The following is a 20,933-nucleotide window of genomic DNA, read 5'->3' on the forward strand; positions in this document are numbered from 1 at the left end:
GCGCTTAAGCGCCTGCCACCACCGCCGCGATCGACGACGCCACATAGCCCGCGTTGCGCGCATTCAATCCGGCCACGCACATGCGCCCCGAACGCAGCACATACACGGCATATTCGCTGCGCAAACGCTCGACCTGCGCTTCGCTCAGGCCCGTGTAGGTGAACATGCCGCGCTGCGCGACATAACGCGCCCGCATCACTTCATCGACGCGGCCTGCGAGGCCGTCGTGAATCGTGCCGCGCATGGCCAGAATCCGTTCGCGCATAGTAGCGAGTTCCGCTTCCCACGAAGCCCGCAAGGACGCATCCGACAGCACATTGGCAACGAGCCGTGCGCCATGCGTCGGCGGATTGCTGTAATTGGCGCGCACCGCCGACATCAACTGGCCGAGCACGCGCGCCGCCTCGTCCCGGCTCTTGCACACCACGCTCAATGCGCCGCAGCGCTCGCCGTACAGCGAGAAGTTTTTCGAAAACGAATTGGCGGCGATCAACGGCACGCCCGCATCGGCGAGCAGGCGCACGCAGGCGGCGTCCTCCTCGAGGCCCGAACCGAAACCTTGATAGGCCATGTCGACGAACGCAATCAGCTTGCGGCGCTGCAATACGGGCACCAGTTCCGCCCATTGCGCCGGGCTCAGATCGACGCCGGTCGGGTTGTGGCAGCACGCGTGCAGCAGCACGATGCTTTGCTCCGGCAAGCGGCTAATCGTCTCGATCATGTCGGCGAAACGCAAGCCGCCGGTGCGTTCGTCGTAATACGGATAAGTGTTGACCGTGAGGCCCGCGTTTTCGAACACCACGCGATGATTTTCCCAGCTCGGATCGCTGATCCATATCTGCGAGGCCGGGAAATAGCGCTTCAGAAAATCCGCGCCGACTTTCAGCGCGCCCGATCCGCCAATGGTCTGCAAGGTCGCGATGCGGCCCGCCGCACGCGCTTCGTGATTCGCGCCGAACACGAGTGCCTGCGCGGCGTCGCGGTACAGCGGCAGACCCGCCATCGGCAGGTAGGAGCGTGGGCCGATCGCGCCGAGCAGCGCGGTTTCGGCGTGCCGCACGGCGTCCATCACCGGCAGCTTGCCGGCGTCGTCGAAATAGATGCCGATGCTCAGGTTGACCTTGTTGGGCCGCGGGTCGAGTTGAAAGTCCTCGTTCAGGCTCAGGATTGGGTCGCCCGGATAGGCGGGAATGTGGTCGAACATGGCAATTCCTTGAGTGGAGCCCCGCGTGGGCAAGACGAAAGTCTAAGCGGGTTCCCTCCTCGCGTCGACCAGCACGAGTGTCGGCCAACGGCTCGCCACATACAATCAATCGTTTTTTCACGATTAGTAAGTTTTTCTTTAGAATCGCCTGATGCCACTTACGCGCGTCACCATCCGTCAGTTCGAAGCCTTCCTCGCCATCGTCGATTTGCACAGCATCGGCGCGGCGGCGGACCGGCTCGGGCTGACCTCGTCGGCGGTCAGCCAGTTGCTGGCCGAACTGGAAACCGAACTGGGTTTTCGCCTGTTCGACCGTACGACGCGGCGCGTCAACCTGTCGAGCGCGGGGCAGGATTTTCTGTCGTCGGCCGAATCGGTGTTGCGCCATGTGCGCGCCGCCGCCCAATCCGCCGACGACATCCGCAATCGCGCCGCCGGCATCGTGCGGGTCGGCGCGCCGCTAGTGCTCGCAGCGACCGCGCTGCCGGTAGCCATCGCCGAATACGCGCGCGACAAGCCGAAGGTGGTCGTACGCATTTGCGATACCGTGGTCGAGCAACTGGTGGAACGCGTGGAAAGTGGCGACGTAGACCTCGCAATCGGCCCGGATCGCCAGAGCGGCACGCGGGTGCGTTGCGATCCGGCTTTCGCGAGCCCATGGGTGATGTGGTGCGCGGCAACGCATCCGTTGAGCGCGCGGCGCCGGGTGCAGTGGCAGCATTTGCGCGACGTGCCGATTGTGGCCACCGGCCGCGATCACGAGCGCGCTGTCGAACAGATGCTGGCGAATCTGCCGGTGGAAGCGCGCATCATTCCGGTGGACGTGGTGGACAACGTCACCACCGCGTTCGGCCTCGCTTCACAGGGGCTTGCGGTCACGCTTGCGCCCGCCTACGTCGCGCCGCTCGCACGAACCTTCGGTCTGGTGATGAAGCGCATTGTCGATCCGGAGACCATCCGCGAGGTATGCGTGTATCGCTCGACCGAACGTGCGCTGTCGCCACCGGCCGACGGCTTCGCGGAATTCATCATGCCGTGGCTGAAGCGCTGGGATCGTGAGACGCAGGCCGACGCACGGGCTAAACGGGGATGATTGTCGAGCCGGGAGCGATTACAGTCCGGCTGTTTGGCGGTAGCCCGTCAACTGCGGCGCCGCGAGGCGATCGCTGCAACTTCGGCGCGCCGGCTTCGAACCGCTCAGGCTCGTTTAGGGCCGCTCAACGCCACTCAGGCAGCAGAACATAGCGCGAACAATTGGCGCTGGCTGGAAATACCCAGCCGGGCGTACGCGCGCTTCTGATACGTAATCACGCTTGTGGCCTTGATCCCCATTTGCGCGGCGATCTCGGCCGCGTTGGCGCCTTCCAGCGTGCCGCGCAGCACGTCGATCTCGCGCGGCGTCAGTGTCGGGCAGGCCCGTCTCACGCGCGCCAGCATCGCGGCTGCCGTACCTTGCTGATGCTGGCCGTTGAGCGCGTAATGGCTTTTCGCCGCATGCGCGAACAGGTGCGCCACGCTCTCCACATGCTCCAGTTCACCCGGTTGAAACATGCCATAGGCGCGGTCGCGATACAGATTGATCGACAGCCAGACGCTTTCCATTGGTTGCAGAAGCAACGATAAGCGGTCGGACACGTTGGGCTGCGCATAGCAGGCGGCGCGGTAGGCTTCGTTTTCGATTTCTTCGCTTTGCTGCTGGTGCAGCACTAACGCCTCATGCGGCTGCTTCGCTTGCGGACGGCCGATGATGGCGCGATTGCCGTCCAGCGCATAGAAGTGCGTCGCGTAGTGGTCGGCGACATTGCGCAGAAAGCGGCCGCCCCGATGGTCGGCGGCGGAGACGGTACGCGGCCGCGCGTCGAACTCATAGGCAAAAATCGTGCACTGCGAAACGGGCAGCGCGTCGCCGACGGTTTTCAGAATACTTGCAGCAAGCGCGTCCGGGTCGGCATGCGAGATCGACATGACGAGGTCGGTAACACGCGAGGTATTGATGTGCCCGCTGCGGGGCGGTGTGGATACGCGCCAGGAACGCATGATAAAGGCGAGCTTGCCAAGCTTGGGTTTCGGTCCGGCAAGCGTAGCACAACGGGGCGCGAGCCAATGTCGAACGGGACCCGGCGTGGCAGCGGTTTCTGGAAGCGCGGGTGGCAAAACAGCGCAGTCTTCTGCCACGCGCCAGCCCGGTTGATTGACAATGGGCGGGGTTAGCGGGTCCACTGCGCAACGACCGTAGCCCGGCCGTCGCGAAAGACACCGGCTATCGCGCCTTGCAGCAAACCCGCGCGTCCATCAGAAGCGATAGTTGATCGAGATATCGGCTACACCGGTGGCCCTGGTATGCGTAATCGGACTATTGCCCGCACTGCCGACCAGTTGTTCGAATGCGCCGTCGGCCGTGGCAAACCAGTGCTTGTCGAATAGCCATACCATGCTAACGCCGAAGCCCACCGACTTGAAACCCGCGCTCGCGTGATACTGCGAATATTGCGAGTGCGCCGCCTGATTCTGGTTCACACCATACCAGGCATTCATGTAGTTAGAGTCCGCAAGCGTCACGTTCGGCCCGGCGAACCAGAAGAATTTCTTGGAGCTGCCCGGCAACGGCATATAAGCGCCGAGATCGCCGATCCAGCCGTTCGAGCCGCCGAAATAGCGCCGGACATCCGCGCGCAGCACGAGCGGGAAATCCTTCGACACGACATATTCCCCGGAGAGTTTGAGGCCCGGCGCGGGATTGATGTTGCCGAGTCCGTTCAACTCCTGCTGATCGTCATGCGCGCGGCGCCCGAGATCGTAGACGGCTGCAAGACTCGCGCGCCAGTTCTGCCCTTGGGCGAAGTTGACCCCGAGGCCTTCGCCGCTCGAAAAGAAGAACAGGTCCTTGTAACGCACGTCGACGCTTGGACCCGCCATCAGGTGATACCTGTCCGAGCCTTCGTAACGCGGCTGGAACGACGTCGCCGCGCCAACACGCACCTGCCAGTCCGGAATCTCCGGTTGCCACATCTTCTGCAGCGGAATGCCTACGGAATACTGCCATTCGCCCAATGGCGAAGGCGTTTGAGCCTGCGCCGAGCCCGGCAGAACGCCGATACCACCCAGGGTCACGGCGACCAGAGACTTTGCCGCGATACTTGTTCGTTCATTGCGAATCTTGCTGATTCGCTTTTTACGGCTGATCAACACCAGAAGCCTCCGTTCTCGCATATCGCGAAGGGTTTAGGTTCTCGCCCGGACTCCAAAACGGATAACAAACGCCCGGGCGAATGCCGCATTTACTACGCGCAGCATGTAATTCTTTCAGCAAACGACACGCCTTGTCTGACAAAACGCAGTGTTCGGACCCGATGCCGCCCCGCCAATTGCGCCTTGGTACGAACCGTGACCTGCGGAAGATTTGCCGACGCATGCTGCTGTGCAAAATGCGGGCCTGGTCGCTGGAGGACCGGTTCGGACAGGGACAATGCAAGGACGGACCGACGGATGCTGACAAGCATGCCGTGGCGATGGTGACAGGCAGAATACAGCCACAAAAAAACGTCCGGCGCCGCGTGACACGGCGCCGGAACAGGAAGATTGCCGCCCGCGCGGCGTTTGCGTTGCTACTGCGCCGCTTCGACCAGCACGGGTTTGTCGCGGTAGAGATTCGGGAACAGCCGCTTCAGATTGGCGATCTTCGGCATATCGTTGATGGCGATATAGGCGGAGTTCGGGTGCAAGGTCAGGTAGTTCTGATGGTACGACTCGGCCGGATAAAAGCCCTTGAACGGCTCCGTCTTCGTGACGATCGGCGCCGGGAAAGCACGCGCTTTGTCGAGTTGCGCGATGTAACTTTGCGCGACATGCCGCTGTGTGTCATTGAGCGGGAACACTGCCGAACGATATTGCGTTCCGCTGTCCGGCCCCTGGCGGTTCAACTCGGTCGGATCCTGAATCACCGAGAAGTAGACCTGCAACAACTGCCCATAGCTGACCCTGGTGGGGTCGAACGTGACCTGCACGGATTCCGCGTGGCCCGTGTCGCCGCCGCTGACGGTCTCATACTGCGCGGTGTCGCGCTGACCGCCCGAATAACCCGCGACCGCCTTCGTGACGCCTCGCACGTGCTGGAACACGCCTTGAACGCCCCAGAAGCAGCCGCCCGCGAACACGGCGGTTTCTTCGTGCGCGCTCGTGGCGGAGACGGGTTCGTCGAGCGCGGGCGGCGCAATGACAACCCCGGCTTCCGACGAAAAGGCCACGCGCTGCGCCAGCAGCAGCGCCAGCGCGCCGAGCCCGAGCGAAAGCGCGATGGCCGCGCCGCGCGAGCGGGCCGGTTTGCCGATGATGCGTTTCTCGATGTTCATGATGTCTGTCCTGATTCGATCAACTGGTACCGCGCGCAGCGGGCGTGAAAGTGAGAGCGAGGCCGTTCATGCAATAGCGCAGGCCGGTCGGTTTGGGACCGTCGTCGAATACATGCCCCAGATGGCCGCCGCAGCGCCGGCACAGTACTTCGTCGCGCGTCATGCCGAACGACTTGTCGGTCCGCGTGATGACCGCGTGATCCAGCGGCTGCCAGAAACTCGGCCAGCCGGTGCCGCTATCGAACTTCGTTTTCGACGAGAACAGCGGCAGCGCGCAACCGGCGCACGCGAAGGTGCCGGCGCGGTGTTCGTCGTTTAGTGGGCTACTGAACGGCCGCTCCGTCCCCGCCTCGCGCAGCACGCGGTACTGCGCATCTGTCAGGCGCTGGTGCCATTCGGCGTCGCTGTGCGCGACCTCGTAAGCTGCCGCGGCGCCCAACTCCGCCGCGCGTGCCGTGCGCCACGCGGCGGTGCTGCCCGCGAGCGACACCGCCCCGATTAACCTGAAGAAACTTCGTCTGCTGCAAGCCATGATGATCGTCCCGGAAAGTCCGTACCGTTCACCCGTTCAGGCGCTGAACGCGCCGCCCGCGAGTGGTCCCGACACTTAGTCGGCCAGCCACGGCGTTTATGACAGCATGCGCGTCTTTTTGCGTGATGGCGGTGGTTACAGCGGAAATTTCGTGGTCGACAGAATCTCCTTGAGCACCATAAAGGAGCGGATTTGCCGGACGCCCGGCAGATAAAGCAACTGCTCCGCGTGAAGACGATTGAAGCTCTCACTGTCGCGCGTGCGGATCGTCATGAAATAGTCGAATTCACCGGTCACGACGTGACATTCCATGCAGCCCGCCACCTTCTGCGCGGCTTTTTCGAACTCGGCGAACGACTCCGGCGTGGACCGATCCAGCACCACGCCGATGATCACCAGCATGCCCGCCCCGGCCGCCTTCGGGTCGATCAACGCGACGACGCCGCGAATCAGCCCCGACTCCTTTAGCCGCTCGACGCGCCGCAGACAGGCCGGCGCACTCAGTTTGACTTTGGCCGCCAGCGCCACGTTCGAAATCGACGCGTCGGTTTGCAATTGACGCAGGATCGCCCGGTCGATGCGATCAAGCGCGTGGAGCGAGTCGGCTGGCGCGGTTGCGCTTGGGGCGGCGGGCACCTCGGCGGCAACGGATCTGCTACGAACTTTTATTGTGCTCATTGGTTCCTGATCGGTTTTTTATTAGGTCATATTCGATTGAATATTTTAAAAAGTATGCCGGAGAGAATTTATTTGCAAGCTCATTTCGAGCGCTTTTCCCTACCATCTGGATAGCGCGGCGGCTTGCTGCTCGCGCCGAACCTATCATTTCGGAGCTGCCATGAACCTGCAACGATTCGCACGTTACCCCCTGACTTTCGGGCCCACGCCGATCCAGCCGCTGAAGCGTTTGAGTGACCACCTGGGCGGCAAGGTGCATTTGTATGCGAAGCGTGAGGACTGCAATAGTGGTTTTGCATTTGGCGGCAACAAGACGCGCAAGCTTGAGTATCTGATTCCTGAGGCGTTGGCGCAGGGGTGTGACACGCTGGTATCGATTGGCGGCATCCAGTCGAACCAGACCCGTCAGGTCGCGGCGGTTGCCGCGCATCTGGGGATGAAGTGCGTGCTGGTGCAGGAGAACTGGGTCAACTATTCGGACGCCGTATACGACCGGGTCGGCAACATCCAGATGTCGCGCATTCTGGGCGCTGACGTCCGGCTGGTTTCCGACGGGTTCGACATTGGTTTCCGCAAGAGTTGGGAGGACGCTCTGGCGAGCGTGCGTGCTGCGGGCGGCAAGCCATACGCGATCCCGGCTGGCTGTTCGGACCACCCGCTGGGCGGCCTGGGGTTTGTCGGTTTTGCTGAAGAGGTACGCCGGCAGGAGGTCGAACTCGGTTTCAAGTTCGACTATATCGTGGTGTGTTCCGTGACGGGCAGCACTCAGGCGGGGATGGTGGTGGGTTTCGCTGCCGACGGCCGTGCCGAGCGCGTGATTGGCATTGATGCATCTGCGAAACCTGCGCAGACGCGGGAGCAGATCATCCGAATCGCGAAGCAGACTGCGGAAAAAGTGGCGCTTGAGCGCGACATTACGAGCAAGGACGTGGTATTGGACGAGCGCTACGGCGGCCCGGAGTATGGCTTACCGAACGATGGCACATTGGAGGCGATTCGCCTGTGCGCGAGACTCGAGGGCGTCCTGACTGATCCGGTGTACGAAGGAAAATCGATGCACGGCATGATTGACATGGTTCGAAACGGCGAATTCCCGGATGGCTCACGCGTGTTGTACGCGCACCTGGGTGGCGTCCCCGCACTGAACGGCTACAGCTTCCTGTTCCGAAACGGGTAAAGAGAAAAACGGACGACGGGTCATAGAAATACGCATCGGCGCGCGCAGCGCCGCCGGAGGTATGACTGCCTTGTCACTAAGGCGGAATGCGCGAGAACACAGATTCCAGATGCACCACTACCGTGGCTGCGCGGGGGACCCGCTTATGAGCTAGCGGTGTAAAGCCGCTTTCTTTTGCCTACTTTTCTTTGCGGCCGGCAAAGAAAAGTAGGTGCCGCCCCGCACAGGGGCAACGCTAATAGACCACTAACAATTCAAGGAAAGGCCAAAAGAGCAAAAAAACCAGCTCACCCCCTCAACCCCTCCCTCAAAAACTCCACAAAAGCCCGAATACTGACCGAACTCTGCCGATGCTGCGGATACACCGCATAAACAGTAGCCGCCGAAGGCAAAAACTCATCAAGCACACTCACGAGCAGCCCACTCCCAACGGCCTGAGAAACAATAAAATCAGGAAGCCGAACAATCCCAAGCCCGGCGATCGCAGCATCGCGAATCAACTCTCCATTATTGGCCCGCAGCGGCCCATGCACCTCAAACCCTTTCGAAACCCCATCCACAACAAAATCCCAACTCACAACCCCACCGTGCCCATACAACAGGCATGAATGCCGCGCCAGATCGGCAGGCCCAACCGGCGCCCCACGCCGCCGCACATACCCTGGACTACAACACACCACCATCCTCACATCGACAAGCTTCTGCGCGATCAGCGTCGAATCCGGCAACGTGCCGATCCGGATCGCCATATCGAACCCCTCACCCACCACGTCGACGGTGCGATCGCTTAACTCCATATCGAAGCGCACCTCCGCATGCTCACGCAAGAAACTCGCCACCAACGGCGACAGATGCGTCATCCCGAACGACATCGGCGCACTGACCCGCAACAACCCACGCGGCCCCGCGCGCCCCGCCGACATAGCCTGTTCCGCATCTTCCACCTCGCCGAGGATGCGCCGCGCGCGCTCATAAAACTCCTGCCCGAGTTCGGTCACGGCCAGCTTGCGCGTATTGCGGATCAGCAACTGCACGCCAAGCCGTTCCTCCAGCGCCATCACGCGCCGGCTGACGAACTGCTTGGACAGCGCCAGCCGCTTTGCCGCCGCGGTGAAGTTATGAGCGTCGACCGTGGCGACGAAGATCCGCATGTCATCGAGTTGCATCGTATTGTCCACCTCATCGAGACACTGTTTCCTATTTACACCCGATTATAACCATCCTGATTGACCTAAACTGTCGTTCATGGATCGCGGCCAAACATCTGGCCGGATCGTCCACCAGAACCAGGAGAAACACGATGCTCGATATCAGACACGCCAATCAACGCGGCCGCGCGGAACACGGCTGGCTCAGCTCGCGTCATACGTTTTCTTTCGCGAACTATCACGATCCGAAACAGAACGGCTTTTCCGACCTGCTCGTGATCAACGACGACCGTGTCGCGCCGGCTCAGGGTTTCGGCAAGCACCCGCACCGCGACATGGAGATTTTTTCGTACGTGCTGGAAGGCGCGCTGGAACATAAGGACACGATGGGCACCGGCTCGGTGATCGTGCCCGGCGACATCCAGTTGATGAGCGCGGGAACCGGCGTCGCGCATAGCGAATACAACCATTCGAAGAGCGAGCCCGTGCACTTCATGCAGATCTGGATTGCGCCGGCAAAGCAAGGCACCGCGCCGCGCTACCAGCAACGTCATTTCGGCGCGGACCAGAAGCGCGGCGTGTTGCGTCTCGTGCTGTCGCCGGACGGTGCGGACGGTTCGCTGGTGCTGCAACAGGATGCCCGGGTCTATGCCGGTCTTCTGAACGGTGACGAAACTGCACGCCTCGAACTGGCCAGTAATCGCTATGCTTATATTCATGTGGCGCGCGGCAGCGTCACAGTGAACGGCGTCGAGCTTGGCGAAGGCGACGGCGCACGGGTCCGCGACGAACACGCCTTGACCTTCACAAAAGGTCACGACGCGGAGGTGTTGGTGTTCGATCTGCGCAATATTGAAGTGTCGGAGTTGTGGGCTTAAGCGGTTCAGTGAGACAAGCCGATTAAGCGGCAGGCTTAAGCGTGGCTCGCTGCGCAGTTCGCGGCGAGCCGCCCCCTTTCCTTACCTTTTGAGAAAAATCATGCGCTATACGCTATTCGAAAACCAGAAAGACGCCGTTGTTCTCGTCGCCCGTATCCTGTTGATGGTGTTGTTCGTGATCTTTGGCTGGTCGAAGCTGACCGGCTTTGCCGGCACCGTCGCCTATATGACGTCCACCGGCGCGCCGGTTCCGGAATTGTCGGCGGTCATCGCGGTGGTGATGGAGTTTGTGGTCGGCATCGCGCTGCTGGTGGGCTTCTACACGCGCCCGCTTGCCCTGCTGCTGGCGCTTTATACGCTGGGCACGGCGATCATTGGCCACCACTTCTGGAACATGACGGGCGCCGCCCAGTACGAAAACATGATCAACTTCTACAAGAACATCAGCATCATGGGTGGATTGCTGCTGTTGTGTGTGACCGGAGCCGGCAAGTATTCGATCGACCGCCGTTAGGACCACGGTGCGCTTGTTCCGCAAGCGCAGCAAAAAAGCCGCCCCAATTGCCCGGGCGGCTTTTTATTTGCATCATCAAGCGGTGCGCGCTAGCCGGCAAACTGCGCCAGCACTCGCTCACGAATGGCCGGCCGGATATTCGACTGCGCCATATTGCCTCGATAATGCGCGACCACACGCGGGTTCATCACGCGAAACCACAGTGGCGGCACGTACGCGAGCATGATCATCGTCGCGTAACCGGAGGGCAACTGCGGCGCGCCGTCGAAATGACGCAGTGCCTGATAAGAGCGCGTCGGATTCGCATGATGATCGGCGTGACGCTGCAACTGGTACAGAAAGAGATTCGTCACGATGCGATTGCTGTTCCATGAGTGCTGCGGCTGGCAACGCTCATAACGGCCGCTGGCGAGCTGTTTGCGGCCGAGCCCGTAGTGCTCCAGATAATTGACCACTTCGAGCAACGAAGCGCCATACACCGCCTGAATCAGCAGAAACGGAATCACCGTTTTGCCGAACAGCGCAACCATCGCGCCCCACAGCACCGCCGTCATCGCCCACGAATGCAGCACTTCATTGCGCCATGTCCAAGGCGACTTGCCAAGGCGTTCGAGCCGCTGCTTCTCCAGGCGCCACGCCGACGCGATACTGCCGAATACGGTGCGCGGCAGAAAACGCCAGAACGATTCGCCGTAGCGCGCACTCGCCGGATCGGGCGGCGTTGCCACGCGCACATGATGTCCACGATTGTGTTCGACGAAGAAATGACCGTAAGCGACCGGCGCCAGCGTGATCTTGGCGAGCCATCTCTCGAAGCCGTCGGTCTTGTGGCCGAGTTCGTGCGCGGTGTTGATCGACACGCCGGTCGCGGCGCCCAGCGAGAGCGCGAAACCGAGATAGTCGTACCACGTCAGCGCGTGCGTGCCGACGATCCACAGTGAGCCGAAGAACGACACATATTCGATGAAGGTGGCGAGATACACCACGCGGCGATAATAGCGCTCCCGTTCGAGCCTGGGGACGACGTCTTCCGGTGGATTGCTCGGATCGTCGCCGATCAGATAGTCGAGCACCGGAATAATGCCGAACACGAAAATCGGCCCGAACCACCAGAAGATATGCCAGCCGGTCTGCAACGCCAGATTGGCGGCGTGCAGCGGCAAGGTGATGGTGAGCGCACCGAGCAGCCACAAATAGCGCTTGCCGTCGACCCACCGGGCGGGGGCTGCTTGCGATATTGCCATTGTCTCCCTCCTTGTTTTATGTCGCCTGGCGGCAGCACGCTGTGCGCTTGCAAGCCAGTACGCATGTCGGCGGCACGCGCCCGACCCCAGATTTATATGGCCTGAGCGGTGGGATAGCCAAGGAATTGGCCCAGGTGGGAGGCTCCAAACAAAGGGGCGCTCAACGCGGCAGGAAGGATGGGCGTCGAGCGGGTGAATGAAACGGGCGTTTGCCTGTTTGCTGCAGTGCATTTCGGAGCGTCGGCGCCGCCGTCACGCGAAAACGCGTGCGATCGAAGCCGCATTCACGCGAATCCCGACCGACCACAAACAAAAACGGCGGCCCGCAGGCCGCCGTTCTCTACTCACACAACGCTTATCAAACTGCCGCTTCAGCTTCCGCCTCGCTGACCACTTCGTCTGCGTCGCTGTTGCGGATCAGGTGATCGAACGCGGAAAGCGACGCCTTCGCACCCTCGCCTACGGCAATCACGATCTGCTTGAACGGAACCGTGGTCACGTCGCCGGCCGCGAACACGCCCGGCACCGACGTGGCGCCGCGCGCATCGACGACGATCTCGCCGTGCTTCGACAACTCGACCGTGCCCTTCAGCCATTCGGTGTTCGGCACGAGGCCGATCTGCACGAACACGCCTTCGAGCTCGATGCTCTTCGTTTCGCCCGAGCGCAGGTCCTTGTAGACCAGACCGTTGACCTTCTTGCCGTCGCCGGTGATCTCCGTAGTCTGTGCCTGCGTCACGATGGTCACGTTGGCGAGACTGCGCAGCTTGCGTTGCAGCACTTCGTCGGCACGCAGTTGCGCACCGAATTCCAGCAGCGTCACTTCACGCACCAGACCCGCGAGATCGATCGCCGCTTCGACGCCCGAGTTGCCGCCGCCGATCACCGCCACGCGCTTGCCCTTGAACAGCGGACCGTCGCAGTGCGGGCAGTACGCCACGCCGTGGTTGCGGTATTCGCGCTCGCCCGGCACATTGATTTCGCGCCAACGCGCGCCGGTTGCCAGAACGATCGTCTTTGCCTTCAGCACCGCGCCATTCGCCAGACGCACCTCGTTGATGCGGCCCGGGATCAGCGCTTCGGCGCGCTGCACGTCCATGATGTCGACTTCGTAGCTCTTCACGTGCTGTTCGAGCGCCATCGCGAACTTCGGTCCTTCCGTTTCCGTGACGGAGACGAAATTCTCGATCGCCAGCGTATCGAGCACCTGGCCGCCGAAGCGCTCGGCCACCACGCCCGTGGCAATGCCCTTACGCGCCGAGTAAATCGCCGCGGCCGCGCCGGCAGGGCCGCCGCCGACGATCAGCGTATCGAACACCGGCTTCTTTTCCAGTTCCTTCGCAGCACGCGCACCGGCATTGGTGTCGAGCTTGGCAAGGATTTCCTTCACACCGCTGCGGCCCTGGCCGAACACTTCGCCGTTCATGAACATGGTCGGTACCGCCATGATCTGGCGCGCTTCGACTTCGTTCTGGAACAGCGCGCCGTCGATCGCCACGTGACGGATGCGCGGGTTGAGCAGCGCCATCACGTTCAGCGCCTGGACGACTTCCGGGCAGTTCTGGCATGACAGCGAAAAATACGTTTCGAATTGATAGTCGCCGTCGAGATTGCGGATCTGTTCGATCACCGCGTCGTCGAGTTTGACCGGATGGCCGCCGACCTGCAACAGCGCGAGGACGAGCGACGTGAATTCATGCCCCATCGGAATACCGGCGAAACGGATGCCCGTTTCCTTACCCGGCTCGCCGATCGAAAACGACGGCTTGCGCTCGCTGTCGCCGCGGCGTTCGATCACGGTGACGCGTTCCGACAACGTCGCGATATCGTTCAGCAACGCCAGCAGCTCTTGCGATTTCGCGCTGTCGTCGAGCGAAGCAACGATCTCGATAGGTCTGCTAACCTTCTCGAGGTAGGATTTCAACTGAGTCTTGAGATTGGCGTCCAGCATGGCTTTCGATTCCGTGACGAGGGGTGTTGGGTCCCGCGCTGTGCGCATCCGGATAGGAGCGCGCAGCCCGGGGACGTGCGAACCGCGGTAAGACGCGGTCCGCACGGCGATGCGCCGTGAGGCGCTTACTGCCAGAGGTCTTTAGACCTTAGATCTTGCCGATCAGGTCGAGCGACGGGGTCAGCGTTTCAGCGCCCGGCGTCCACTTGGCGGGGCAAACTTCACCCGGGTGAGCCGCGATGTATTGCGCAGCTTGCACCTTGCGCAGCAGTTCGCCAGCGTCACGGCCAATGCCGTTGTCGTGGATTTCGGCCAGCTTGATCTCGCCTTCCGGGTTGATCACGAACGTGCCGCGCAGTGCCAGACCTTCTTCTTCGATCAGCACGTCGAAGTTGCGCGAAATCGCCAGCGTCGGGTCCGCCAGCATCGGGTACTTGATCTTCTGGATCGTGTCCGACGTGTCGTGCCAAGCCTTGTGCGTGAAATGCGTATCGGTCGACACGCTGTAGATTTCGACGCCGAGCTTCTGGAATTCGGCGTAACGGTCGGCCAGGTCGCCCAGTTCGGTCGGGCACACGAAGGTGAAGTCAGCCGGGTAGAAAACGAAAACCGACCACTTGCCCTTCAGGTCTTCTTCAGTGACGGTCTGGAAATCGCCGTTGTGATATGCCTGCGCCTTGAACGGTTTGACTTGACTGTTGATGATCGGCATTTACTGAGTCCTCTTTCTGAGTGGTTGGAAAGTGGAGTCAGTATGTCAGACACTGCTTAATAGGTAAAGTGGTGTGTTTCAATTATTTTGATAGTTTATTACTATTTGAACGGCTGCCGGAGGCTATTGCAGCGCATCAATCTTCCGGTAAATCCTTCATCAGCCGCCAGAGGGTTGTGCGGCCGATGCCCAGCGCCCGGCTTGCTGCGGCGCGGTTGCCGCCGGCCTGTTCGAGCGCGCGTTCGAGGTCCCGACGGCTGGGTGAACGACGGACCGGACTATCGCCGGTGAGCCTGGTATGATCCATCGCGCCGTCCCCGTCTGCGGCCACCTGACGCATCCGCCCGAACTCAGGAAACACCGTTTGCAGGTCCTGCCACTCGTCGCCGGCCGCATTGTTCAGATAAATAGCGGCGCGCGCGAGCAGATTTTCCAGCTCCCGCACATTGCCAGGCCATGCATAGTGCTTGAACAGGGGCGTGAGAAAGGTCAGCACCCGCTCGAGCGCAGCCTCCGATAGCCCATATTGGCGCGCGCTGCGCTCCAGCAGGTGCCGCGCCAGTTGTTCGACATCGCCGCGCCTGTCGCGCAGCGGCGGCAACGCTATCTGAAGCAGATTCAGACGAAAATACAAATCCGCGCGAAACACGCCCTGCGCGACCAGCGCGTGCAGATCGCGATGTGTGGCGGCAATCACCCGCACGTCGACAGGCGTCGCGCGCCCGGCGCCGAGCTTCATCACTTCACGCTCCTGCAACACGCGCAGCAGCCGGCTTTGCAGCGCCGGCGGCATCTCGCCGATTTCGTCGAGAAAAATCGTGCCGGTATGGGCGATTTCGAAAAGGCCGGGCTTGCCGCCGCGGCGCGCGCCGGTAAACGCCCCTTCCTCATGGCCGAACAACTCGCTTTCGATCAGCCCTTCGGGGAGCGCCGCACAGTTGAAGGCAACGAACGGGTTGCCGCGCCGCCGGCTGGCATTGTGGATGCCCTGCGCGACCAGTTCCTTGCCGGTGCCGCTTTCGCCGCTCAACAGGACGGTGGCGTCGTGAGCCGCACCCGCGCGGGCGAGCCGCCGCACCCGTTCGAGCGCCGGCGAGCTGCCGACCAGATCGTCCAGATGGTGCCGCGCGACCAGATGTTTGGGCCGCTGACTGGTGCGCAGCGAGCGGTCGATCCGCTGCGCGACCAGCGCGTCCTGCACCGTCAGCACCGAGCCCGAGCGCAGGCCCTGCTCGACGATCGGCATACAGTTGACGATCAGCGCGCGGCCGCCGATCTGCTCGATTCGCTCCTCGACCGGCATGCCATGTTCGAGCGTCCCGCGCAGCAGCGGGCCAACAGCTCGTGTCAATTGCGCCGCAACGTCCTGTTCGCGGTCGAGGCCGAGCAGATCCAGCATTGCCGGATTGATGGCTTCGAGCTGGCCGGCATCGTCGAAGGCGGCCACGCCGTCGCGCAAATGGGCGACGATCGTGTTCAGGCGCACCCGCTTCGATTCCTTCTGGCGGCTCACGCGCGCCAGTTCAACGGAGCGCTCGAACGCTTCTTCGACCGCGCCGAGCGAGTACAGAAAGACACTCTCCATACCAGCTTGCTGGGCGAAATCGCAGGCCATGCCCGGGCCGATGATCACGCTGCAACCTTCAGCCGCCAGATTCGCGACCGCCAGCCGCACTTCGTCGATCGAGCGATAGGCGCGCTGCTTCAGGCCGATGTTCAGCCACGCGCGCAGGTCCGCGAGTTCGTGCGAGATGGTTTCATGCAGGACGAGGCCGATCTGCGCGCCCGGCCAGCTCGTGGTGGCGCGGGTGATCGCGCTCAGCACGTCGAAACCGTTCACCTTGACCATCACCACCGGGACGCTCAGGTTGTCGCGCAGGTACGCGCCGTTCGATCCGGCCGCTAGTACCACATCGACCGAACCCGCGTCCACGTAGGCCTGCAGGGCCGTAACGGCAGCGCCGTAGCCTTCACGGACCGAAAAGAACCTGGCGCGATCGGCATAACGCGGCGCGACCGTCTCGCAAACCGATTGCAAGCGGCTGATACTGACCAGAGCAACACCTGGCAGGCCCGGTTGAGGACCAGCAACAGACGACGTGAAAATAGACACTGCAGCGCTCCGTTCACAACTGAAACGTTCCATTAAACGTTTCATGGAACACACCAGCATTCTGCCATGAACCGAGCCTCTGCTCCCGCTCAGCCTAAGCTACTGATTGTTCGGCATTAATTCCAGGACCCGGCGAATGGCATGGTTCCTGCGCAGTCAGGCCTAGCTTCCATCACTTACTTCCCATCTGGAGACATACCGCCATGAGCACTTCTGCCACCCGCCGCGCCGCCTTCCGCGCCAAGGTCAACCAACGCCAGGGCCTGCTCGTGCCGGGCGCCTTTAACGCGATGAGTGCACGCGTGATCGAGGACGCCGGCTTCGAAGCGATTTACATCACGGGCGCGGGCGTCACCAACATGTCGCTCGGCCTGCCCGATCTCGGCTTCATTGGCCTCGCCGAAGTCGCCGAGCATTGCGCGCGGATTCGCGACGCGGTTGCCCTGCCGCTGATCGTCGACGCCGACACCGGCTTCGGCAACGCGCTGAACGTACGCCAGACCGTGCGCGTGCTGGAGCGCAGCGGCGCCGACGTGATCCAGTTCGAAGACCAGATCATGCCGAAGAAATGCGGCCACTTCGCCGGCAAGGAAGTCGTCAGCACGAGCGAAATGGTCGGCAAGATCCGCGCGGCAGTCGATGCCCGCGAAGACGGCAATCTGCAGATCATGGCCCGCACCGACGCGGCCGCGGTCCACGGCATTGAAGACGCGATCGAACGCGGTCATCGCTTTATCGAAGCCGGTGCGGACATTCTGTTTATCGAAGCAACCGAATCGCTCGCCGATATCGAGCGCCTTCCAGGACTGTTCGACAAGCCGCAACTGATCAACATCGTGATCGGCGGCAAGACGCCGGTGCAATCGCGTGAAGCGCTCGCCAAACTCGGCTACGGCATCGTGCTGTACGCAAACGCGGCGCTGCAAGGCGCGGTGCTCGGCATGCAGCGCGCGCTCGGCACGTTGAAGAGCAACGGCCGCCTCGATGAAGACGCTACGCTGGTCGCGCCGTTCAGCGAACGCCAGCGCCTCGTGAACAAGCCGCTGTACGACAAGCTCGACAAGGAGTACGCGGCGAAGGATTGAGCGGCAGTTCACCTGCTGGCGAAGACCGAACTGTTTCCGGCACCCATCCGCGCGCTCGCCGTCGGCTTGCCTTACGCGCTGGCCGCTGCGATCCTCGCAGGTACGACCGGGTTTGTTGCGTTACGATTCGAGGCTAGCAGCCATGAGTCGTATCTCGACTGGTACGTCACCGTATGGTCTGCGATCCTGTTGATCGTCTATATCCGGATGCCGGAAACACGTTTTCGAAAGGTAGTCGCAAAAACATGAAGTCAACACGCGCTCTGAGTACGCGCCGGCGCGGCGGCGTCAGCGAATCCACACGCGGTGCGATGAGGAAGAGCTCATGACCGGCGGTGGCGCACGCAATTCGCACGTCGGCTGGCTGCCGTACATTGTGGCCGCCACCTTCTTCATGGAGTATCTCGACACCACGGTAATCGCCACAGCGCTGCCGCAAATGGCGCACTCGTTCGGCGTCGGACCGAACAGCCTGAGCCTGGGCATGACGGCCTATATGCTGGCGCTGGCGATTTTCATCCCGGTGAGCGGCTGGGTTGCCGACCGCTGCGGCTCGCGCACGGTGTTCGTCAGCGCGATCGGCGTGTTCACGGTGGCTTCGGTGTTGTGCGGCTTGTCGCAGAATGTGGCCGAATTTACAGCCGCGCGGCTGCTGCAAGGCATGGGCGGCGCGATGATGGTGCCGGTCGGCCGCCTGATCGTGGTCCGCAGTACGGAGAAGAGCCGCATGATGCAGGCGATCTCGACCATCACATGGCCGGCGATTGCCGCGCCGGTGATCGGGCCGCCGGTGGGCGGCTTCATCACCACGTATGCGAACTGGCGCTGGATCTTTCTGTTGAACGTGCCGTTCGGTCTGGCCGCAATGGCCATTGCGCTCGCGCTGGTGCCTAACCTGCGCGGCACCGAACGCAAACCGCTCGACGTCGTCGGGCTCCTGCTGAGCGCCACCACGCTGACAGCGATTTTGTACGGCGCCGAACTGGCGAGCCAGCCCGGCGAGAATCCCTGGGTGGCCGGCGCGGTCATCCTCGGTGGCTTGTTGATGGGCGTGCTGGCGTTCCAGCATGCGAAACGTCTCCCGCATCCGCTGATCGACGTCTCCACGCTGAAAATCCCGACTTTTTCCGTGACGGTGGTCACCGGCTCGTTCACCCGCATCGGCATTGGCGCGGTGCCGTATCTGATGCCGCTGCTGTTCCAGGTGGGTTTCGGCTTGTCGGCGTTCAAGTCGGGCCTGTTGTTGCTCGCGAGCGCGCTCGGCAATCTCGGCATGAAGGCCCTGACCACTCGCATCCTGCAACGCTATGGTTTCCGCATGGTGTCGATTATCGACGTGACGGTGGCCGGCATTTTCATCATTGCCTGCGGACTGCTGACGCCGAACGTGCCGCTCGTGCTGGTGTTGTTCGTCGTGTTCATTTACGGCGTGGCGCGCTCGATGCAATTCTCGACGCTTGCCACGCTCGCCTACGCCGACGTCTCACAACCGCAGATGAGCGCGGCCAGCACGCTATGGAGCGCCGCCGCCCAGATGACGATCGGTTTGGGCATTGCCTTCGGCGCCGTTTCGCTGCGCGCGGCAGCGGTCTTCAATGGCGAGACAAGCGGCCACGTTTTCACGCTGGACGATTTCCGCCTGGCGTTTCTGTTTGCCGGTGTGCTGACGCTGGTGTCCGTGACCGGTTACCTGGGCCTCGCGCGCAACGCGGGACAGAGCATCGGCGGCGGCTCGCGCGGCGTCGAGGGCCCGGCGAAAAGCTGACGACAACGCGGGCCGTGAAGCGGCAATGGAAGCGTGAATAGAGACGTAAAGAGAAACCGCGCTGCCGTGCCGGCACTGCCTCCTTTGATTGCTTAACCAGAACACGCGGAGAGACGCGATGCCAGCGAACGAGCTGACAATTTCAGACAACAAGGCCGATCTCGACATCGAGATGATCTATGCGTTCCTCTCCCAGCAGACCCCATGGGCGAAGGGCATGCCACGCGAGACGTTCGACCGGGCGATGGCCGGCTCGCTCTGTTTCGGCGCGTATATCGAAGGCAGGCAGATCGCGTTTGCCCGCCTGATCACAGACCAGGCGACCTTCGCCTACCTGTGCGACGTCTTCGTGCTGCCGGCCTATCGCGGCAAGGGATACGCTTCGGCGTTGATGAAGCACGTATTTGCCAGCCCACAGTTGACCGGTTTGCGCAGGATCGTGCTGGTCACGACCGACGCTCACCACGTCTACGAGCCGCACGGCTTCAAAGGACTGACGACGCCGGAGCGTTATATGGAACTGCACAATCCGGACGTCTACAAGACTGCTTGAGCGAAGCACGGGCGGCCGGACGCCGGTCCGGGCGTCACGCGGCCGAATAGCGGAAAAATCGCGCCCCTCGCGCGTATTGCTTGCGCGTCAGCCGTAGGCCCGCTCGCGCATCCACTTCGTCATGATCCATTTGTCGCCGCCGAGCACCGGCGCACCGCCGTGCAAGGTCAGCGGATCGAGTTGGCGCTGGCCGTTCATATAGCGGAAATACACCGCGCCGCCTTGTCGCGCCGCGACCGACATTCCCGCTTCCGGGAAAATCGTTTCGCCGCCGTCGGGCACGTCGTTCAGATAGATCACGAGGGTTGCCACGCGCTGGCCGCCCTGCGCGGTATGAACCGCGCTGCCGGCCTGATCGGGCGGAAAATAGTCGAAGTGCGGACGATATTCGCCGGTCGTGCCGTAATGCAGGATCTGCAGTCCCTCGCCGTTTTCAACCGGCCAGTTCATCAGACTCGCTATGCGCCGGTCCAGCCGCTCGATGAACGCGTCTTCCCCGCGCTGGTACCAGATGCCTTCGCTGGTGCGGTTACGGATTACATCTTCCTTGCCGGTGGCGGGATTGACCGTAGTCGAGCGCTTCAACCGATGCCGCGAGCGTTCGATCATCTCGTTGCATTCTTCGGGCGACAACACATCCGCGAACACGATTACCTGCGGCCGCTCGCAACGCATCAGCACGCGGACGTCGCGATCGTGCGCGCGGATCACATTGCCGCGCGCAACCGGCGGCGTGTCGTACTGGTAGGTTTGCGGCGCGGCTTTCGCCAGCGCGGCCTCGGTAGCACCCGGCGGCGAGCCCCCCGCGTCAACCGGGTCCTTGCCAAACGCCCTGTGCACTTCCACGCGCGCGGCTTCCGTGGCGAAGCCGGCCTGCACCATCGCGTCGATCATCGAGTCGATGCTGCAACCGCGTGCCACATTGCTGTTCAGCCACGCTTCCCACGACGCATCCACTACCGGCATAGCATTCCCCGCTTGTTCATATCACGAAATACTGCATCAACTGGCCGGGGCATAGCAAGACTGG

The 20,933-nt window shown here is 62.1% G+C and carries 19 protein-coding genes; 7 read left to right on the forward strand and 12 right to left on the reverse strand.

Features of this window, described 5'->3' with window-relative positions; all coding sequences use genetic code 11:
* Positions 1 to 4: 4 nt before the first annotated feature.
* Complete coding sequence (locus tag AC57B6_RS20375; RefSeq protein ID WP_144194817.1) at positions 5 to 1,204, reverse strand: amino acid aminotransferase; 1,200 nt, start codon at positions 1,202 to 1,204, stop codon at positions 5 to 7.
* Positions 1,205 to 1,355: 151 nt separating this feature from the next.
* Between AC57B6_RS20375 and AC57B6_RS20380 the strand changes: the two genes are divergently transcribed.
* Positions 1,356 to 2,297, forward strand: coding sequence for a LysR family transcriptional regulator (locus tag AC57B6_RS20380; RefSeq protein WP_178371142.1), 942 nt, complete (start codon positions 1,356 to 1,358; stop codon positions 2,295 to 2,297).
* A gap of 134 nt (positions 2,298 to 2,431) precedes the next feature.
* Here AC57B6_RS20380 and AC57B6_RS20385 read toward each other — a convergent pair whose 3' ends face one another.
* The 5 genes from AC57B6_RS20385 to AC57B6_RS20405 form a co-directional block, all read right to left on the reverse strand.
* Positions 2,432 to 3,241 carry a helix-turn-helix transcriptional regulator gene (locus AC57B6_RS20385; protein ID WP_046572909.1) on the reverse strand — a complete coding sequence of 270 codons (810 nt, stop codon included), beginning with the start codon at positions 3,239 to 3,241 and terminating at the stop codon, positions 2,432 to 2,434.
* 255 nt (positions 3,242 to 3,496) lie between these two features.
* Complete coding sequence (locus AC57B6_RS20390; protein WP_496421986.1) at positions 3,497 to 4,393, reverse strand: MipA/OmpV family protein; 897 nt, start codon at positions 4,391 to 4,393, stop codon at positions 3,497 to 3,499.
* A gap of 416 nt (positions 4,394 to 4,809) precedes the next feature.
* Positions 4,810 to 5,553, reverse strand: coding sequence for a peptide-methionine (S)-S-oxide reductase MsrA (msrA, locus tag AC57B6_RS20395; protein WP_281664726.1), 744 nt, complete (start codon positions 5,551 to 5,553; stop codon positions 4,810 to 4,812).
* Between the two features lie 19 nt (positions 5,554 to 5,572).
* The gene (gene msrB / locus AC57B6_RS20400; RefSeq protein WP_082094535.1) at positions 5,573 to 6,085 is read right to left on the reverse strand and encodes a peptide-methionine (R)-S-oxide reductase MsrB; all 513 of its coding nucleotides are present in this window, start codon (positions 6,083 to 6,085) and stop codon (positions 5,573 to 5,575) included.
* Positions 6,086 to 6,220: 135 nt separating this feature from the next.
* The gene (locus AC57B6_RS20405; RefSeq protein ID WP_496421987.1) at positions 6,221 to 6,763 is read right to left on the reverse strand and encodes an Lrp/AsnC family transcriptional regulator; all 543 of its coding nucleotides are present in this window, start codon (positions 6,761 to 6,763) and stop codon (positions 6,221 to 6,223) included.
* A 160-nt stretch (positions 6,764 to 6,923) separates the two neighbouring features.
* Between AC57B6_RS20405 and AC57B6_RS20410 the strand changes: the two genes are divergently transcribed.
* Complete coding sequence (locus tag AC57B6_RS20410; protein WP_106354767.1) at positions 6,924 to 7,940, forward strand: 1-aminocyclopropane-1-carboxylate deaminase; 1,017 nt, start codon at positions 6,924 to 6,926, stop codon at positions 7,938 to 7,940.
* Positions 7,941 to 8,227: 287 nt separating this feature from the next.
* Here the strand turns inward: AC57B6_RS20410 and AC57B6_RS20415 are convergent, their stop codons facing one another.
* Positions 8,228 to 9,106, reverse strand: coding sequence for a LysR family transcriptional regulator (locus tag AC57B6_RS20415; RefSeq protein WP_444513527.1), 879 nt, complete (start codon positions 9,104 to 9,106; stop codon positions 8,228 to 8,230).
* Between the two features lie 134 nt (positions 9,107 to 9,240).
* Between AC57B6_RS20415 and AC57B6_RS20420 the strand changes: the two genes are divergently transcribed.
* Both AC57B6_RS20420 and AC57B6_RS20425 read left to right on the forward strand, forming a co-directional pair.
* The gene (locus AC57B6_RS20420; RefSeq protein WP_178371140.1) at positions 9,241 to 9,966 is read left to right on the forward strand and encodes a pirin family protein; all 726 of its coding nucleotides are present in this window, start codon (positions 9,241 to 9,243) and stop codon (positions 9,964 to 9,966) included.
* A 100-nt stretch (positions 9,967 to 10,066) separates the two neighbouring features.
* Positions 10,067 to 10,480: a DoxX family protein gene (locus AC57B6_RS20425; RefSeq protein WP_028194609.1), complete on the forward strand. Its 414-nt coding sequence runs from the start codon at positions 10,067 to 10,069 to the stop codon at positions 10,478 to 10,480.
* A gap of 89 nt (positions 10,481 to 10,569) precedes the next feature.
* Here AC57B6_RS20425 and AC57B6_RS20430 read toward each other — a convergent pair whose 3' ends face one another.
* The 4 genes from AC57B6_RS20430 to prpR form a co-directional block, all read right to left on the reverse strand.
* Complete coding sequence (locus AC57B6_RS20430) at positions 10,570 to 11,724, reverse strand: alkane 1-monooxygenase (RefSeq protein ID WP_183804019.1); 1,155 nt, start codon at positions 11,722 to 11,724, stop codon at positions 10,570 to 10,572.
* Between the two features lie 358 nt (positions 11,725 to 12,082).
* Positions 12,083 to 13,675, reverse strand: coding sequence for an alkyl hydroperoxide reductase subunit F (gene ahpF / locus AC57B6_RS20435; RefSeq protein ID WP_028194611.1), 1,593 nt, complete (start codon positions 13,673 to 13,675; stop codon positions 12,083 to 12,085).
* Positions 13,676 to 13,823: 148 nt separating this feature from the next.
* Entirely contained in the window at positions 13,824 to 14,387 is a 564-nt protein-coding gene (ahpC, locus tag AC57B6_RS20440; protein WP_028194612.1) for an alkyl hydroperoxide reductase subunit C, read from the reverse strand.
* Positions 14,388 to 14,523: 136 nt separating this feature from the next.
* Positions 14,524 to 16,533 carry a propionate catabolism operon regulatory protein PrpR gene (prpR, locus tag AC57B6_RS20445; RefSeq protein ID WP_496422067.1) on the reverse strand — a complete coding sequence of 670 codons (2,010 nt, stop codon included), beginning with the start codon at positions 16,531 to 16,533 and terminating at the stop codon, positions 14,524 to 14,526.
* 170 nt (positions 16,534 to 16,703) lie between these two features.
* Between prpR and AC57B6_RS20450 the strand changes: the two genes are divergently transcribed.
* The 3 genes from AC57B6_RS20450 to AC57B6_RS20460 all read left to right on the forward strand — a co-directional run bounded on the left by AC57B6_RS20450 (position 16,704) and on the right by AC57B6_RS20460 (position 19,903).
* On the forward strand, positions 16,704 to 17,585 hold the full coding sequence (locus tag AC57B6_RS20450) for an isocitrate lyase/PEP mutase family protein (protein ID WP_028194614.1): 882 nt from the start codon (positions 16,704 to 16,706) through the stop codon (positions 17,583 to 17,585).
* A gap of 325 nt (positions 17,586 to 17,910) precedes the next feature.
* Positions 17,911 to 19,350: an MFS transporter gene (locus tag AC57B6_RS20455; RefSeq protein ID WP_183804029.1), complete on the forward strand. Its 1,440-nt coding sequence runs from the start codon at positions 17,911 to 17,913 to the stop codon at positions 19,348 to 19,350.
* A gap of 118 nt (positions 19,351 to 19,468) precedes the next feature.
* Positions 19,469 to 19,903 (forward strand): GNAT family N-acetyltransferase, encoded by a 435-nt coding sequence (locus AC57B6_RS20460; RefSeq protein ID WP_030100466.1) that lies wholly within the window; start codon positions 19,469 to 19,471, stop codon positions 19,901 to 19,903.
* Positions 19,904 to 19,990: 87 nt separating this feature from the next.
* Here the strand turns inward: AC57B6_RS20460 and AC57B6_RS20465 are convergent, their stop codons facing one another.
* On the reverse strand, positions 19,991 to 20,869 hold the full coding sequence (locus tag AC57B6_RS20465) for a 2OG-Fe(II) oxygenase (RefSeq protein ID WP_030100465.1): 879 nt from the start codon (positions 20,867 to 20,869) through the stop codon (positions 19,991 to 19,993).
* Positions 20,870 to 20,933 lie beyond the last annotated feature (64 nt).

The sequence above is a fragment of the Paraburkholderia sp. BGA-UO-ETr-F12 genome, from assembly GCF_059567945.1.

Bases quoted from the DNA above. Each gene is read 5' to 3' on its own strand.
- AC57B6_RS20375 (WP_144194817.1), bottom strand. From the start codon at position 1,204: ATGTTCGACCACATTCCCGCCTATCCGGGCGACCCAATCCTGAGCCTG.
- AC57B6_RS20380 (WP_178371142.1), top strand. From the start codon at position 1,356: ATGCCACTTACGCGCGTCACCATCCGTCAGTTCGAAGCCTTCCTCGCC.
- AC57B6_RS20385 (WP_046572909.1), bottom strand. From the start codon at position 3,241: ATGCGTTCCTGGCGCGTATCCACACCGCCCCGCAGCGGGCACATCAAT.
- msrA (WP_281664726.1), bottom strand. From the start codon at position 5,553: ATGAACATCGAGAAACGCATCATCGGCAAACCGGCCCGCTCGCGCGGC.
- msrB (WP_082094535.1), bottom strand. From the start codon at position 6,085: ATGGCTTGCAGCAGACGAAGTTTCTTCAGGTTAATCGGGGCGGTGTCG.
- AC57B6_RS20405 (WP_496421987.1), bottom strand. From the start codon at position 6,763: ATGAGCACAATAAAAGTTCGTAGCAGATCCGTTGCCGCCGAGGTGCCC.
- AC57B6_RS20410 (WP_106354767.1), top strand. From the start codon at position 6,924: ATGAACCTGCAACGATTCGCACGTTACCCCCTGACTTTCGGGCCCACG.
- AC57B6_RS20415 (WP_444513527.1), bottom strand. From the start codon at position 9,106: ATGCAACTCGATGACATGCGGATCTTCGTCGCCACGGTCGACGCTCAT.
- AC57B6_RS20420 (WP_178371140.1), top strand. From the start codon at position 9,241: ATGCTCGATATCAGACACGCCAATCAACGCGGCCGCGCGGAACACGGC.
- AC57B6_RS20425 (WP_028194609.1), top strand. From the start codon at position 10,067: ATGCGCTATACGCTATTCGAAAACCAGAAAGACGCCGTTGTTCTCGTC.
- AC57B6_RS20430 (WP_183804019.1), bottom strand. From the start codon at position 11,724: ATGGCAATATCGCAAGCAGCCCCCGCCCGGTGGGTCGACGGCAAGCGC.
- ahpF (WP_028194611.1), bottom strand. From the start codon at position 13,675: ATGCTGGACGCCAATCTCAAGACTCAGTTGAAATCCTACCTCGAGAAG.
- ahpC (WP_028194612.1), bottom strand. From the start codon at position 14,387: ATGCCGATCATCAACAGTCAAGTCAAACCGTTCAAGGCGCAGGCATAT.
- prpR (WP_496422067.1), bottom strand. From the start codon at position 16,533: ATGGAACGTTTCAGTTGTGAACGGAGCGCTGCAGTGTCTATTTTCACG.
- AC57B6_RS20450 (WP_028194614.1), top strand. From the start codon at position 16,704: ATGAGCACTTCTGCCACCCGCCGCGCCGCCTTCCGCGCCAAGGTCAAC.
- AC57B6_RS20455 (WP_183804029.1), top strand. From the start codon at position 17,911: ATGACCGGCGGTGGCGCACGCAATTCGCACGTCGGCTGGCTGCCGTAC.
- AC57B6_RS20460 (WP_030100466.1), top strand. From the start codon at position 19,469: ATGCCAGCGAACGAGCTGACAATTTCAGACAACAAGGCCGATCTCGAC.
- AC57B6_RS20465 (WP_030100465.1), bottom strand. From the start codon at position 20,869: ATGCCGGTAGTGGATGCGTCGTGGGAAGCGTGGCTGAACAGCAATGTG.